This is a genomic window from Enterococcus sp. AMC1086 (genome assembly GCF_058216575.1).
The window spans coordinates 1690794-1707691 of record NZ_CM177100.1 but is presented as its reverse complement, the minus strand read 5'-3'; the positions used below and the strand labels follow the sequence as shown (position 1 = coordinate 1707691).

The window sequence follows — 16898 nt, the reverse complement described above, 5'->3', positions numbered from 1 at the left end:
GGTTGACTTCGTGTCAGCCCTTTTTTTAAGAAATGAGGAACAAGGAATGACAACTCCTGTTATGGGTAGAATTCACTCTACAGAAAATTTTGGGACCGTTGACGGACCCGGTGTTCGATTTATCGTTTTCACACAAGGCTGTCGTATGCGTTGTCAGTTTTGTCATAACCCGGATACTTGGAAAATTGGTTCTGGTGGACGTGAAGTGACAACAGACGAAGTTTTAGATGAAGCAATCAAATATCGCTCTTATTGGGGTGAAAAGGGTGGCATCACGGTAAGTGGTGGTGAACCATTACTTCAATTAGAATTCTTAACAGACTTATTTAAAAAAGCCAAAGAAAAAGGAATACATACGACCATTGATACTTGTGGCAAACCTTTCACAAGAGAAGAACCATTTTTTAGCCAGTTTCAAGAATTAATGAACTATACTGATTTATTGTTGTTTGATATCAAGCACATTGACAATGAACAACATAAATTACTTACTTCACTTGGAAATGAAAATATTTTAGAAATGGCTCAATATCTTTCTGAAATTGGGAAACCAGTTTGGATTCGCCACGTTTTAGTACCTGAACGCAGTGACTACGATGAATACTTAATTCGCTTAGATACATTTATTAAAACGCTGAAGAATGTCGATAAAGTGGAAGTATTACCGTATCATACGATGGGAAAATACAAATGGGATGAATTAGGATTAGAATACCCGCTTAACGGAATTGAACCACCTGAAGAGGATCGTGTAACGAATGCTAAAAAGTTACTTCATGTCAATGATTATCAAGGTTATGCCTCAAGATAGTTTATAAAAATAGAAAAGAGCAGCAATTATTGTTGTTTCTTTTCTATTTTTTGTTATTATTAATAATGAAGAAAAAAGAAGGAGTGAACTATTTTTATGTCAAAAATTCTTGTTTTTGGACACCAAAATCCTGATACGGATGCAATTGGAGCGGCAATCAGCTTCGCATACTTACAAAAAGAACTAGGGAAAGATACAGAACCAGTTGCCTTAGGAACACCCAGTGAAGAAACACAATACGCTTTAGATTATTTTAATGTAGATGCACCTAGAGTAGTAGAGAGTGCCGCAGGGGAAACAAATCAAGTCATGTTAGTCGATCACAATGAATTCCAACAAAGTATTTCTGATATTGCGGAGTTGACGATTCTTGCAGTCGTTGACCACCATCGTATCGCTAACTTTGAGACAGCTGATCCGTTATACTATCGTGCTGAACCAGTTGGTTGTACAAGTACGATAGTCTTCAAGATGTTTAAAGAGAATAACATCACTATTCCTAAGCAAATTGCTGGAATGATGGCCTCAGCAATCATTTCTGATACGTTGTTATTCAAATCACCAACATCCACACAAGAAGATATCGATGCTGCAAATGAATTAGCAACTATCGCAGAAATCGATTTGAATGGTTATGGTTTAGACATGTTAAAAGCGGGTACCAATTTAAGTGACAAATCTGCTGAAACGTTATTAGATTTAGATGCCAAAAGTTTCCCAATGGGCGATAAAAATGTTCGAATCGCTCAGGTCAATACAGTCGATCTAAATGAAGTTCTTGACCGTCAAGCTGAACTTGAAACAGCAATGAATAACGCGAACGCTACAAACAACTATGATTTATTTGTGTTGATCATCACAAATATTCTAGATAGCGATTCTGAGTTATTAGTAATCGGAGATTCCTTGGATAAAGTAGAGACAGCCTTTAATGTGAAGCTAGATAATAACCGAGCCTTCTTAAATGGCGTAGTTTCTCGAAAAAAACAAGTGGTTCCTCAATTAACTGAAGTATTTAGTTAATCGATCTTACAGTTGATTTAACAACTTAATAAACTACAGGTGGCGGTTAGCTTACTCCAGCTGTAGTTTTTATTTTTATTAAAGGGAAAGAAAGAGTGATTCTAGCATGGGAATGGGAAAAGTAACCTATTATTTTGCATCAAATGAAAATAAAGAAGAATTAAATAAAATCATCATAGATCCTTTGTTCAATAAAATAGTAGCTTACCTTTCAAATCGTAACGGACAAGAAGTGATCTTACGCCAAATAAAGGCAGCTATTCCAACAGATAGCAACCTAGAGTTATACTTAGATAAATTAATCAAACACAAGCTTCTTAAGCGGGAAAATCGACGATATACTTTAATTTTTCCTATCTATACGAATGAAAACTTGTTGAAACTGCCGGATTCAACAGAAAAAAGCTTTCGAAAAATCACAGAAGAACAAACAACGGCCAATGATTATTTCTTATTTGGAGAGTGGCTTTGGTCCTTATTTTTTGAAAAAGAAGAAGGAACCTATTTCTTTGGTGTTAGGAATTCTATAGAAAGCTTGTCATTCTTCTTAAAAAAAGAAGCAGGTAACGATTCGATGCGTTTCGTCTCAATTTATCCTGACAGCTTAATTCCGCTAGACCTAGCAAATTATTTCAATTTACTTTCAAATGGACAGGAATTACCTCAAAAATTTGACTCACTGCAGAATTTAATCGGGGATGTAGACATTCATTATTTTATTCCCCAAATTCAAAAAGTGATGCGATCTGTCAAACGGAATAATGACAGAGTGCGGAGGCAAACTATTTTCCAAGAGGCGTTGCTGGTTACAGGTGATTTGAAAAAAAATAAAGAAAATCAATTATACTTAGCGACTCCAACTATAGCAGGTAATGATTATTCTGATGAAATTCAGAATAGCTTAGAAGAACTTAAAAAGGATTTGATTTCTCTATGGAAAACCATCGAAAATGAGAATCAACGTATGTTCTATAAACAACAATTATACAGTTTTCTATTCAAAAATTATTTACCTAACAAATATCATTCTATCAGCTATTTCAAGTTACTATAATTATATTATGTAACCTTTAACCTTCAAATTTATCACCGCCTCATTATTAATGAAAATAACGAAGCGGTGTTGATCTTACTTATTTCTTTTCCGAACTTTTTTCGTCCAAAAGCCTCCTGAAATAAATTTAGGTTCATATGAAATGATAAAGGCTCGAGGTTCTTTTTCGTTGATCAGTTTGTACAGACTCCGTTCATTTTTGCGTGGAGAAAGAATTTCTAAAATCATTCGTTCACCTTCACGGCCAACACCAAAACTTTGAGTCACACCATATCCATGCTCTCTTAATATTTCTGGTAAATTTAATTGTTCTGTAGAGGAGGGGAGAATGACCGTTACCATAATATAGCCCAGTGCTAAATAATCTTCAATTTTGATTCCTACGCTGATCCCAACTGCATAACCAAGAGCATAAACAACTAAGTTTATCGGGTTATCTAATCGATTCAGCACCATACTAAGACCTAGTACATAAATCGTTATCTCGGCCATGCTAACTAAAGGAGCAATCAAGCGATAGCCTTTCATTGTCAGCATAAATCGAATCGTATTCAATGTGATATAAGAAAAATTGACCACAAAGATCGTCACAAGCATTTTAATATCCATTATTAATAACTCCTTTTTTTAAATTAGATACATCTGCACATTATAGTACAACATTATGAGAATTAAAATAGTGAAAAACAAATTATCTGCTTATAAGAATAATCAATCAAATATAACTATTCTACGACGTTATTCGTTGGATGAATCAATAGTTTTTGCTATAATCAATATACTACGTATTTTTAAGGGGAAATGAAATCAGATGAGAATTTTTATCATCATACTTTTTGGGTTGGTGTTATTAAATACAACAGCAGCGATCATTACAGTTTTTAGAAAGCCAAGAGGCATTTCAAGTGTTCTTGCTTGGATCATGACTTTGGTATTTTTACCGGGAATCGGTTTTATCATTTATCTTTTTTGTGGCAGAGGTATTGATGGGCAAAAGGTGTTTAATCTCACAGCTTATGATCAAGTAAAAATTACTGAAATTAAAAAAAAGGTTGACGAGGATAATCTAAAATCAGAAGGGAAATTAGATATCAATTTGCTAACTGATGCACGAGTATTGAATAAATATTTTAGAAATATGGATTCTTCGCCTTTAAGCAAACGAAACAGTCTGGAAATATATACAGATGGAATAGAGAAGTTTGAGGCTTTATTTGAAGATATTCGTCAAGCCAAGGAAACTGTTCATGTTGAGTATTATTCTTTTTTCAATGATCGTATTGGAAATAAGTTTTTAGATTTACTAGGAGAGAAAGTTAAAGAAGGGGTAGCCGTTCACTTGATTTATGATCCGTGGGGCTCTCCAGGAGCAAACAAAAAGTTCTTTGCGCATTTTTTGGCGCTAGGAGGAAAAGTCGCTCCTTTTATTACGTCAAAAAACATGATCAGTAAGACACGTTTGAATTATCATTTACATCGCAAAATAGTTGTGATTGACGGAAAAATAGGGTGGACAGGTGGATTTAACGTTGGAGATCAATATTTAGGAGAAAGTAAAAAATTCGGCTATTGGCGAGATACACATATCCGTTTAGTTGGAACATCTGTTTTCTCGTTGCAAGAAATTTTCATTATGGATTGGAATGCTTCTGTAGAACATGACTCCTATAAAATGGATTATCTAGAAAATTATTTCCAAATAGCTGAAGACAATGAGCTAGGAGATTTGGCTTTACAGGTTGTTTCTGACGGGCCTGATTCTGAAGAAGAAATCTTAAAAAGTGGCTTTATCAAAATGATTTTATCCGCTGAAAAATCGGTTTGGATTCAAACACCCTATTTAATTCCCGATGATAGCATGATCAATGCGTTATTGATTGCTGTTCGATCTGGTATTGATGTGCGTATTATGATTCCATGTATGCCGGATCATCCATTTATTTATCGTGCAACGCAATACTATGCAAATTATCTGCATATCAGAGGTGTCAAAATTTACATGTATCAAAATGGTTTCATCCATGCTAAAACGATGATCATTGATAATGAGATTTGTATGGTTGGGACAACCAATCAGGATATTAGAAGTTATGCGTTAAATTTTGAAGTAAGCACGTTTATCTATGATACGGCAATCGCATGGAAACTAACACAAATATTTGAGAACGATATGAATAACAGTATTTTATTAACAGACGAAATTATTCAGGATCAATCACATTGGTTACGATTCAAGCAAAATTTTTCTCGATTATTATCACCAATATTATAACGAAAAAAATGGACTAATTTAAATGAAAATCGAGCGAGGCGAGAGATTGCTACGTTCGATTTTTTTTATTTTAGTTTACATAATATACATTATACAAAGTAGATAAAGAAGCTACATTAAGTACTAAGCTGTAACTATCAATGTAGCTTCTTTATCTAACGTTGCTTGTTACGATTTCTTGTAGGCTTTAAAAAGTTTTACAATGTCATACCAACATACAGATACCATACCTAATAAGAGACAAATCACTAATTGATACGCTGACAATGGTGCTAAATCTAAAAATGCATTTATTGGAGAATAAATTAAAGCAAGTAAACTTATACTAGTCCCACCTAAAATTATCCAAGTTACTTTATCATGTCGTAATTTTAGAAATGTTTGGATACCTAATAGCTGATTTGAACTATTTACTTGAACAAGAAAAAGATTTGCTATGATGAGGACTGTCATCCCCATTGTTCTGGCAAGTTCATCGTTTGCTGGATTTTGCTGAAGTGTGAAATAATACGCTGAAAACGACGCAAAAAAGATAGCAACTCCTTGTAGAATGATTCGAATTAATAGTCTCCTTGATAATATAGTTGCAAATGGATCTCTCGGTGGACGTTTCATTATATCCGGTTCACTGGGCTGACGCTCTAAAACAACTGAACAAGTTGGATCGATCACGAGTTCAAGCAAAACGACATGTATAGGTAATAAGAATAATGCTTCTTGAGGAATTCCTAAAACAGGCCCTAAAAATGCTGTCAGTGCAATCGGAATGTGAATGACAAAAATATACCCAATCGCTTTTTTAATATTATCATATATTCTTCTTCCATCTCTTACTGTATTCACAATTGTTGAAAAATTATCATCTAATAAAATGATATCTGCAGCTTCTCTAGAAACTTCCGAACCACGTTTGCCCATGGCGATACCAATATCAGCATACTTAAGTGCTGGTGCATCATTTACACCGTCACCTGTCATAGCAACGACTTCCCCATTGTCTTTGAAAGCCTTGATGATTCGCATTTTATGCTCTGGTGTCACTCTTGAAAAAACATTTACAGACGCTACTTTTTTTGCTAGCATCTTATCGTCCATTTGGTCTAATTCAAAACCCGTTAAAAAGTTTTCGGCATTACGAATTCCAACTTTTTTTGCAATAGAAGTTGCTGTAATGCCGTTGTCTCCAGTAATCATAACCACGTTGATCCCCGCTTCTATACAGTCTTCTATATCTTGTTCAATCCCCCTTCTTGGTGGATCAGCTAGTCCAACCAGCCCAAGAAATTTTAGTGAACACTGTTCAATAGTTTCAGGAATTTCATTTGCTGTATTAACGATTTCTTCACCCACAGCAATGACTCTCAATCCTTCATTTGCAAAAATATCGATTTTAGTCTGAATCATTTTTTTCATTTCTGTCGATAAATCTGAGATACGCAAGACACTTTCTGGAGAACCTTTTACAGTAACTTCTATCTGATTATTTCGTTGCCAAACATGCCCCATCATCTTAAGTTCATCCGTAAATGGATACTCTGTAATAAGTGGGCTGTTGAATAGCGTATCTTTATTCCAACCTTGTTGTTCGTTGTATTCCAAAATAGCTATTTCCATAGGATCATATGGATCGATTTCACTTGCTAGGCCCATTACTTCATTTAAGCGATTTTCCTTATTAGAATCGTAAGCCCAAACGTTTGTTACCGTCATTTTATTTTCAGTAATCGTCCCCGTCTTATCAACGGCTAAAATAGATATCGCACCCATCGTTTCAACTGCTGGAAGTTTACGAACTAAAGATTGTTTCTTCGCCAATCGCCATGCACCCATAGATAAAAATACAGTCAAAACAACAGGAAATTCTTCTGGAATCATAGCCATAGCAATCGTTATACCTGATAAGATACTTTGTATGATGCGATTGCTCAATTCTAAGTTTGTACTACTAAAAAATGTACTCATAGCGACTATACAAAGTAAAAAAAAGGCAATAATCGCACATACTTTGACTAAAGTACCAATTTGCTTATCTAGTGGAGAACGTTCATTTTCCGCTGTAACAAGATGCTTTCCAATTTTACCATATTCAGTATTCGTTCCAGTAGTATTCACTAAAATAGTAGCACTCCCTGTAGTGATTAAAGTGCCTGTATAGACATAATCGTTGCGCCAATAATCTGCTGTTCGAGACTTTTTAGATTCAGCAATCGTTTTCCATACAGCTTCAGTTTCACCAGTTAAAGAAGATTCATTCACTCTAAGATCATTTGCTTTGATCACAAATCCATCCGCAGGTACTTTGTTTCCTTCTTCTATTAACATAAGATCCCCAGGGACAACTTCTTCACTCAAAATCTCAATCGTTTCATTGTTTCTAATTACTTTGATTTTTGGTGCGGAAAGATCTTTTAATGTATTTAGTGTTTGATCCGTTTTCCATTCTTGAATGACTTCGATAGCAATGATAACAACGACAAAAGTAAGCATCACTGCACCATCTATAGGATCACCTAGAAAAAAATAAATAAGGGCAGCCACGATAAGTAGCAAAAACATAGGTTCCAAAATAATCTTAAAGACTTTTGAATAAAATGGTTCTTGTTTTTTTTGCTCTAATTGATTTACTCCAAACTCATTTTGACGTTCCTCTACTTCTTGTTGCGTCAATCCATGCCAATTAATAAAATCCATAATAATCTCCTTTGCATTCTCATAAAAGAGAAGATTTACTCATAATACAGCGTAAAAACGGTTATTACGAGCAAAAAGAGAATTTATTAGCGAATTTTTAGTGTTTAGCGACCGCTCGAAAATAGTGTCCTATTCTCCTAAAAAACTAAATAAGGGTATCCCTAAAATACAGATAAGTATCGTTTAAAAGTAATTTAGTTTACCCGTTTTTTTATATTTCAGAAAGTCTGTAGCGCCCATGGTATCGTCAAATTCAGCTGGAGTAATCAAACTACCCCAAGCAACCGTTTCCTTGAAAAGACTCTTTTGAAAATCTGATGAATAGCCCGTGTTTTGAAAAGTCTTTTCAAAAACACGATTGCCAACGAAAAGTCTTGATTGAATTTTTGTGTCTTTTCGGTGATTTTCTTTGTTCAGGAATAACTTTAACAACTGGTGCACATTAGGTAAATATAGTTTAAATAGTTTTTTTATTTCTAGTGTCTAATGAAGTAGTCTTTGATCTCTTCCAACATGAAATTCTCAATCAATTCTACTGTATGAATAGAAGCGCCTTGTTTCAAAATATCTTTACATTTAATGAAAGACCAGTCAGGTAATGAGCCTCTATATCTAGAATCATTTGCATAGACTACCCTATCGAGACCGCTCCAGATAACAGCTGATGAACATAGTGGACAAGGTTCAAAAGTTGAATACAGCCAATAACCTGCTGGTAAAACATCTTTCTTTAAAAGTATGCAAGCTACTTTGATTGCATTGATCTCAGCATGAGCTGTTGGATCATTGGTTTCTTTAACGGTCGTTTTACCTATAGCGATAATGTCCATTTTTTCATTCACTACGGCAGCATAAATAGAGTGATCGGTCCATTGTTTTTGAATTAGTTCCGTCATGATTCTTCTACTGGGATGATGATTCATTTTGATCCTCATTTCAGGTGTAGATTTTTAAAAGACGTTTCATTTTATCTGTTTTGACATACTAATATCTGTTGCTACAAAACCAGTTTGCTCATATAAATGAATCGCACCTTTATTATGAGCAAACACATGTAAGTCAATCTGTGACACATGCATTTCCTTCGCTTTTTCATCTAAACAAGTCAAAGTTTGTTTACCATATCCTAGATTTCTAAACGCCTCAAATATGATAAAATCATAAATAAATAATTTTGAAGCATAAGGTGTTCTATTCAAATGAACCCATAAAAAGCCGATTTTCGTGTCCAGTGAATTTTCAATCGAATAAAGATAATCATTTTTAGTATCTTTACCTTCTGGAAGAAGCTCGTTAAAACTTTTCGTTGCTAAGCAGATTGCTTCTTCTTCATTCCAAGTTCCTGCCATGACTTTATCTTTAGCATAATCTTCAATTGCAAAAGAGAGATAATTTTCATAATCAGAAACATTCATTTCTTTTAATGCTATTTCCATCTATTTTCCCACCAATTCTTATTATTTACTCGAATCATATCATTTTTACTGCATAAAAAAAAGAGGCTAGGACATAACTCTACGAGTTATACCCTAGCCTTAATAAATCCGAATAAACGGTGGGAGCAGAAGCAACTCCTTCGGAAATAAACACTTCTGTCCCAACCTCCATAGATTATTGTTCGTTTTTCATTGCTGCTAAAGCCGCAGTATTAATAATATTCCAAGGTTTATCAAATGACGGTTGGAAGAAGAAGTCTGCATAAGCTAAATCTTCGATTGTCATTTTAGCTTTGATTGCTAATGAAATCGCATTGATATTAGCAGTTAAGTCAGCTTTTGACATTAATTGTGCACCCAAAATTTGAGTTGTTTCAGGATCATATACTAATTTAAACCAAGCTGTTTGCTTGTCAGGATTGAAATCCATTAAATAGTCTTCAACTACTAGGGCCGATTTAGTTTTCTTATTGAGTTTTTTAGCCATTTCTTCATTGATTCCTGTAGAAGCAAATTTATAGTCGAAAACAGCTAAACCTGAAGAACCTTGGATTCCTGGAAATGGTTTTACAGGTCCGTTTAAGTTTTTAACAGCAAATCGTCCTTGTTTTCTAGCATTTGTTGCCAAGGCAATATTAACGTCTGTTTCACCTGGATTGTATTTGATTAATGTTGCATCACCTACCGCAAAAACATCAGGCGCACTTGTTTGCATGTATTCGTCTGTTTTGATTAAACCATTGGGATGAAGAGCTAATGTCTCTTTCAACCAAGTAGTATTAGGACGAACACCAACTGCTACAACTACAAGGTCGGCATCATATTCAGCTTTGTCTGTGACAACTTTTTGAACATGGCCTTCTCCTTTATAACTTTGGACGGTTTCATTCGTTACTACGTTTATATTGTTTGCTTCCATTTCTTCTGTCAAAACGTCCGTAAATTCCTTATCTAAATAGACACCTAAAGGTCGATCTAAAATATCGATAACTGTTACTTTTTTACCCGCTTTAGCAAAAGATTCAGCTGCTTCAATTCCAATATATCCGCTGCCAATCACAACAACATTGTTTACATTTGGATCAACTGTTTTTGCTTTTAATTTGATAGCCCATTTTCTACCGCGCATCAAATAGACATTTTCTAATTCTTTACCAGGTACATTTAGCTCAAAGGGTACTGCTCCTGGGCTGATAATTAGTTTGTCGTACGCTTCAACACGTTCTTCTCCTGATACTAAATCTTTCACTACGACTTGATGATCTTCAGGTTTGATTTCAGTAATTTCTGTATTTGAAAAAACATTGACTCCTCTGCTTTCCATTTTTTCACCAGTCATATAGCGAACAGAATTAACGTCTTTTACTTTCCCTTCCAAATATAGTTGCATACCGCAAGATAGAAAAGAAATAAAATCACCTTTTTCGTACCATTGAATTTCTGCATCTGGATGTAAATTTAATAATTCCTCTACTGCTTCGTAGCCTCCATGCGATGAACCTAAAACAATAACTTTCATTCCTTATACCTCCAATATTATTTATTATATAATAAAGAGTATCATATAAATGTATGGAATAACAAGCGTTTAGACTTTTAATTCTCAATTGCTTATTTTAATTGAGAATTAAAACATTTTATAGTTACTTTATTTCCAACATAATGTAGTTCATCATTTATTAGTTTACATAATATATTTATGTTAAACTAATAAAGTATCCATTTAAAAAAAGCCAGTTATAGACTTTATACTGGTCTTTAACTGGCTTTTGTGGATTTATTTAAAAATAGTTACTTCTTTTTTTACTTCAACTGTAATCTTTCCATTTTTGATAACATAATTTCTCTCTGGAATATCAATTATTGCGTCTGCTTTTACTTTGGTATCAAGTAAGATCAAATCAGCTTTATTGCCAACCTGAATTCCATAATTTTCTATGTTCAACGCTTTAGCAGGATTATCTGTGATCATGGGTAAGACAGTTGGCAGATCATCCGCTCCACCTAAATGACCTACAGGGATTGCTAACATAGCGATTTGCATTAAATCACCATTTCCATATGGCGTAAATGCATTCCGAATGTTATTCGTTGCTAGACATACATTCACACCTGCATCACGAAGTTTTCTAATTGGCGTCACAGCTCTTCTTACATTATGATCATCGTTTCTAGCTCCCAAATGTAGATCAGTTGCGGGTAATGCCATTACACTAATTTGAGCTTCAGACATTAATGTTAAAATTTCACTTAATCGATCTGGCTCTAGTGCATGAAGAGCTGTTAAATGTCCCACAGATACTCTCCCATGATAGTTTTCTGCAATCGTTTTTTTACATAAATATTCGATTGAAATATCTGTTGCTTCATCGCTAAAATCTTGATGTAAATCAATGTATTTGTCATATTTTTTTGCGATTTCAAAGACTAAATCGATATGTTTATCTGCTGGAGCATCATTATAAGGAATACCGCCAACAACATCAGCGCCCATTTCCATGGCTTCGTACATCATTTTTTCTGTGCCGGGCGCTTTAAAAATCCCTTCTTGCGGAAACGCAACAATTTGCATATCAATCAAATCTTTATATTCTTCTTTTAATTTCATGATTGTTTTGAATCCTGAAAAACCTTGTGCTGGATCAAATTCTGCATGGGTCCTAACGGCCGTTACACCATGAGAAATAATCATTTCCAACGCTCTTTTTGCTCGGTTATAAATATCCTCTTCTGTGAATGTTGGTTTCAATTCGGCAGTAACACTGATTGCTTCTTGTAAAGTTCCTGATTTATTTGGTTTTCTGTCAGCGATCAACGCCTTATCTAGATGAATATGGCTTTCGACTAAACCAGGGATTAACACACGACCATTTGCTTCAATTACAGTTACCGCATTATCAGTTAAATTTTCTGAAATAGCTACAATTTTTCCATCTTTAATTCCCACATCTTGCAACGCTTCTCCATCACTTACTCTTGCTTGCTTAATTAAAATATCCATTTTATACACCCTTTCTATCTAATTTAAATAAAGAATCCAATCCCGATCAACAGGACAGAAGCAATACTGATCCATTTAACATTTCCTTTTACAACTTCTAATATTGGAATTTGGAATCCTGAAGATAAAGCTTGCATCGTGATATTCACGAAACTCATTTGACTACCTAAGCCGACCCCGACCGCAACTAAACCAAGTTCTATAGAAGAAAAACCTAAAGACACAGCCACAGGTAAAACAAGAGTCAAAACTGAACCGACATACGCGCCTGCTGGCACCCCAATTAGAATGCCTGTCAAAATCGCAACGGGAACCATGATCAGAGTCGGTGCAGCGCTTGCAATACCTGCAATAACCGCAAACGTTCCTGTTTGAGCAATGATATTAATAAATGCCAGAAAGATTCCCACTTGGAATAATCGAGTCAAAATGTATGTTGAGCCATCGACCATTGCTTCCACTGATTGATTTAACGTGAAATCTGAACAAATAAAAATCAACGCAAGTGTTAGAATCATATAAACTAACGGTGTTAATATTGGAAATCCAACAAGGTCATTCACCACAGGACCAAAAATTACAGCAAACAGCAAAAAGATTGCTGGTAAAGTCAACTTAAATAACGCTTTATTACTCATGTTTGCATATTCATCATCACTATTTTCTTTAAAACCGATATTTCGACGTTTAGTTCCCCAAAAAGCTAAAATTATTGCTAAAGCACAAAAAAATAACCAAATTGGACGCATATCCGAAACATATTCAGCAACACTAAAGTCCCCCAATTTAGAAACAATACTAGATTCTAACGATGCTGGCGATGTTGTAAATGAAACTGCTGCAGCAAGCGACATCGCTGCAATTAATTCAGGAACTACACCAACTGCTACAAATGCCAATGGTGCAATCACCATTGCGCTGCCGCCGCCGATGCCGGACATATAGGTAGCTGCCGCAAGCAAAATGACGATAAATGCTGAAACATACTCGACTTTACCTTTTGTACCACGTTTTGCAAGAGTCAATGCTGCTGAGTAGCCACCAGACTTAAAAACAGCCATTGCAATCGCTGAATTGATGATCGGTACAGTAATACCAAGCATCATTGGGATCGTTTCCAATAATTGTTGGTTTGCTTGTTCTAATCCTATTCCTCCAATAATCATTGCTAGAACACCACCAACAAAACCTGCGATGATCATATCCACTTTCATAAATAATAAGACCAATACTACAATCAATGGAATGATCACAATCACTGCTTTTATTCCCGTAGGCGCAGAAATTGCATCAATCTCTTGTGCAAAAGCTGGTATAAACGAAAAAAGAAAGAGTATTGAAAGGAGCAACCCACTCAAAAATTTTTTAGGTATTTTCATCATTTTTCCTCCAAATATAGTTAATTAAAGCATTTTTATTTTTTACATACGCGCTAGGTGATGCCAAATAACTGCTTACTTTTATCGTAACTACAAAAATGGCATCTAAAAAAGAATTAAATAACTTTATTGTTTGTGAATACTATAAATTTTTAGTCATTCCCTTTTTTATTCCATTATCGTTTCAATACGAAGTATCCTCCTTCCTTCTTTTTATAATACGTTTAATTTTAAAAAAAAGGAATAAGAATGCTTGAGTGAGTTGGCTGAGCAAACAAAATGTTAGCGTTATCATTTCAACGTACTCATAAAAAGTTAAAATAAAAAGAGATCTCTTTTTATTTTAACTAGACTATCATTACTATTTTTCTTCATCAAGTAATGTAGATAAATCATAAGGAGTATTCTGATAAACTGCATAATTTAACCAATTAGAAAATAACAAAGACGCTGCCATATGCCATCGTAATTGGGGCATACTATCAATGTTATCATTTGGGAAATAGTTTGTAGGTAGCTCCGTTAAAATCCCTTTTAGCTTGTCGCGTTCAAATTCTTGCTGCAAAGTTTCACGATCATACTCTAAATGCCCCATTGCATAAAATGCTCGATTATTTTTATTACCAACCAAAAAAATTCCTGCTTCTTTTGATTCTGCTAAAATCTCCAACTCATTTGTTTTGTCTATGTCACTTTTTTTGACTTCCGTATAGCGGGAATGAGGGGCTAAGAATACATCATCAAATCCTTTTAAGATACTCCAAGTCGGTTTCAATACGTTATGAGTATAAATTCCTGCTAATTTTTGATCTAATAGATGTTTATTGATTTTATAGTGGTGATAGAGTCCTGCCTGTGCCCCCCAGCAAATATGAAACGTCGAAAAAACATGTGAGGTACTCCATTTAAAAATTTTCTGCAGTTCTTTCCAATAATCAACTTCTTCAAAAGGAATTTGCTCAATTGGTGCGCCTGTGATGATCAATCCATCATAAAATTTTTCTTTGACATCTTTAAATTGATAATAAAAACGTTTTAAGTGCTCGCTAGATGTATTTTTTGCTTCGTGACTACTCATATGCAAGAATTCTACATTTATTTGTAAAGGGGTATTGCTTAGAAGTCTCAAAAGTTGAACTTCAGTCTCGTCTTTTTTCGGCATTAAATTTAGAATCAGAATTTCCAAAGGGCGAATGTCTTGATGCATGGCACGATCTTCGTCCATTACAAAAATTTTCTCTTTTTCAAGTACTTTGATAGCTGGTAACTCTTTTGGAACACGAATCGGCATGTGTATATCCTCCCTTTCATTTTGTCTAATTTCATTTTACGATAAAAAGGAGAAGAAAGATAGATTCATTCTGAGAAAACATTAGGTTAAAAAAAGAATCGTTCGCTAGTAGTATCATCATAAAAAACGAGCTTGGGACATAAGTACTAACGAAAAATCCAGATACCAGTCAAATTGATTGGCATCTGGATTGTTTTTTTGTACAAAAATAAGAACACCTTTGCTAAAATAAAAGTGACTAAACAAATAAGTCAGCGAGGTGTTCTTATGTTTAAAAATTATACCACAAATCAAGTCGTTCTTCCTCTAGATTTTAGTTTTCAGTTAGAAAAAAACGATATTGCGTTTGCCATTGATCAATTAGTTGAAAGTATTCCGGAGGAACGCTTTCTTCCTTTTCATCATCAAATGGGGCCTTCTTCTTATCATCCGAAAATGATGATGAAGATGATTTTATGTGCCTACACACAATCTGTATTTTCTGGTCGCAAGATTGAAGCCTTGACGAAAGACAGTATTCGCATGATGTGGCTTACTCAAAGTTATCAACCTAGTTATCGAACCATCAATCGTTTTCGAGTGAATCCTTTAGTGAATGCACTCCTTCGGGAGTGCTTCGTCCAGTTCCGTAGCCAATTAGTCAAGGAACAATTAATCGATGAAGAAGCCATTTTTATCGATGGTACAAAGATTGAAGCCAACGCCAATAAATACACCTTTGTTTGGAGAAAATCCATTGATAACTTTGATAAAAAGCTTACTGAAAAATCAAATTTTCTCTACGATGAATTGTTAAAGAATCAAATTATTCCTGAAATTGAGCGAGAGTCCTCAAAAGAATTATCTGTCACTGAATTAGGTAAGATTGAAGAAAATCTCGCGCATGTTGTCGAAAAGTTTACAGAAAAAATCGAACAAGCAGAGGATGGAATTACGCGCAAATCAATCCGTTCTAAACGAAAAATTCCTAAAAAATTAAGGACACTTTTCAAGGACTTTAAAGAGCGAAAACTCGCTTATCAAAAACATAGACAGATTTTAGGGCAACGAAACAGTTACTCTAGAACTGATCTAGATGCCACTTTTATGCGCATGAAAGACGATCATATGAAAAATGGTCAGTTGAAAGCAGGTTATAATCTTCAAATCGCCACGAACAGTCAGTATATTTTAGGCTATGATCTTTTCTCAAATCCAACAGATACACGAACATTGCGCCCTTTTTTAACCACTTTAAAAGAGCGTTTCTTTGATCTGCCAAACTATATTGTCGCAGATGCCGGCTATGGAGGAGAAGAAAACTATCAAGCGGTTTTAGAGGATCACGAGCGAACACCACTCATCACTTATGCCATGTACCATAAAGAACAGAAGAAAAAGTTTAAACAAAATCCGTTCCTTCCAGCAAACTGGTCGTATCAGGAATTAGATGATACGTTTCTTTGTCCAAACGGACGAAAAATGAATTTTCGAAACTATTCTATTCGTACAGATAAATATGGCTTTAAACGTTATTTAAAACGGTATGAATGTGAAGACTGCTCGAATTGTCCTCTTCGAAGCCAGTGTACAAAAGCGAAGAGTGACAAGAATCGTGAGATTCAAAAGAACATGAATTGGGAATACTTTAAAGCAAGAATTCAACAGCTGCTTTCAGAAGAAGAAACAGGTAAACTCTATCGTCAACGAAAAATTGACGTCGAACCAGCTTTCGGACATTTGAAGGCTTGTTTAGGGTTCACTCGGTTCTCTGTTCGAGGGAAACAACAGGCACACAATGAAATTGGATTCGCGTTAATCGCAGTAAATTTAAGGAAATATAGGCTAAGTAAGCTAGAAAACATGAAGGATTCTCCCAATAATCTAAAAAATAAAAGACTGAAAATCATTTTTTACGATTTTCGGTCTTTTATTTTAAGGTTTTTGGGACTTACGTCCCA

The 16898-nt window shown here is 34.8% G+C and carries 12 protein-coding genes and 1 pseudogene; 5 read left to right on the top strand and 8 right to left on the bottom strand.

What is annotated here, in order from left to right; translation table 11 throughout:
- Window positions 1-46 precede the first annotated feature (46 nt).
- The 3 genes from pflA to AC4BC4_RS07960 all read left to right on the top strand — a co-directional run bounded on the left by pflA (window position 47) and on the right by AC4BC4_RS07960 (window position 2888).
- Complete coding sequence (pflA, locus tag AC4BC4_RS07970) at window positions 47-811, top strand: pyruvate formate-lyase-activating protein (RefSeq protein ID WP_490475301.1); 765 nt, start codon at window positions 47-49, stop codon at window positions 809-811.
- A 96-nt stretch (window positions 812-907) separates the two neighbouring features.
- Complete coding sequence (locus tag AC4BC4_RS07965) at window positions 908-1834, top strand: manganese-dependent inorganic pyrophosphatase (protein ID WP_490475300.1); 927 nt, start codon at window positions 908-910, stop codon at window positions 1832-1834.
- A gap of 106 nt (window positions 1835-1940) precedes the next feature.
- The gene (locus AC4BC4_RS07960; RefSeq protein WP_490475299.1) at window positions 1941-2888 is read left to right on the top strand and encodes a DUF1803 domain-containing protein; all 948 of its coding nucleotides are present in this window, start codon (window positions 1941-1943) and stop codon (window positions 2886-2888) included.
- Between the two features lie 75 nt (window positions 2889-2963).
- Here the strand turns inward: AC4BC4_RS07960 and AC4BC4_RS07955 are convergent, their stop codons facing one another.
- Entirely contained in the window at window positions 2964-3497 is a 534-nt protein-coding gene (locus tag AC4BC4_RS07955; RefSeq protein WP_490475298.1) for a DUF2179 domain-containing protein, read from the bottom strand.
- A 202-nt stretch (window positions 3498-3699) separates the two neighbouring features.
- Between AC4BC4_RS07955 and cls the strand changes: the two genes are divergently transcribed.
- Window positions 3700-5160 (top strand): cardiolipin synthase, encoded by a 1461-nt coding sequence (gene cls, locus AC4BC4_RS07950; RefSeq protein WP_490475297.1) that lies wholly within the window; start codon window positions 3700-3702, stop codon window positions 5158-5160.
- Between the two features lie 168 nt (window positions 5161-5328).
- Here cls and AC4BC4_RS07945 read toward each other — a convergent pair whose 3' ends face one another.
- The 7 genes from AC4BC4_RS07945 to metA all read right to left on the bottom strand — a co-directional run bounded on the left by AC4BC4_RS07945 (window position 5329) and on the right by metA (window position 14958).
- Window positions 5329-7851, bottom strand: coding sequence for a cation-translocating P-type ATPase (locus AC4BC4_RS07945; RefSeq protein WP_490475296.1), 2523 nt, complete (start codon window positions 7849-7851; stop codon window positions 5329-5331).
- 476 nt (window positions 7852-8327) lie between these two features.
- Complete coding sequence (locus AC4BC4_RS07940) at window positions 8328-8774, bottom strand: nucleoside deaminase (RefSeq protein WP_490475295.1); 447 nt, start codon at window positions 8772-8774, stop codon at window positions 8328-8330.
- 39 nt (window positions 8775-8813) lie between these two features.
- Window positions 8814-9287, bottom strand: a complete 474-nt coding sequence (locus AC4BC4_RS07935; RefSeq protein WP_490475294.1) for a GNAT family N-acetyltransferase — start codon at window positions 9285-9287, stop codon at window positions 8814-8816.
- Window positions 9288-9462: 175 nt separating this feature from the next.
- Entirely contained in the window at window positions 9463-10806 is a 1344-nt protein-coding gene (locus AC4BC4_RS07930; RefSeq protein ID WP_490475293.1) for an FAD-dependent oxidoreductase, read from the bottom strand.
- A 258-nt stretch (window positions 10807-11064) separates the two neighbouring features.
- Window positions 11065-12288 (bottom strand): amidohydrolase family protein, encoded by a 1224-nt coding sequence (locus tag AC4BC4_RS07925; protein WP_490475292.1) that lies wholly within the window; start codon window positions 12286-12288, stop codon window positions 11065-11067.
- 23 nt (window positions 12289-12311) lie between these two features.
- Complete coding sequence (locus AC4BC4_RS07920) at window positions 12312-13667, bottom strand: citrate transporter (protein WP_490475291.1); 1356 nt, start codon at window positions 13665-13667, stop codon at window positions 12312-12314.
- Window positions 13668-14028: 361 nt separating this feature from the next.
- Complete coding sequence (gene metA / locus AC4BC4_RS07915) at window positions 14029-14958, bottom strand: homoserine O-acetyltransferase MetA (RefSeq protein ID WP_490475290.1); 930 nt, start codon at window positions 14956-14958, stop codon at window positions 14029-14031.
- Window positions 14959-15225: 267 nt separating this feature from the next.
- On the opposite strand from metA, the pseudogene AC4BC4_RS07910 reads away from it, so the two are divergent.
- Window positions 15226-16779: pseudogene (locus AC4BC4_RS07910) on the top strand (IS1182 family transposase); the annotation flags it as partial.
- Window positions 16780-16898: the final 119 nt, after the last annotated feature.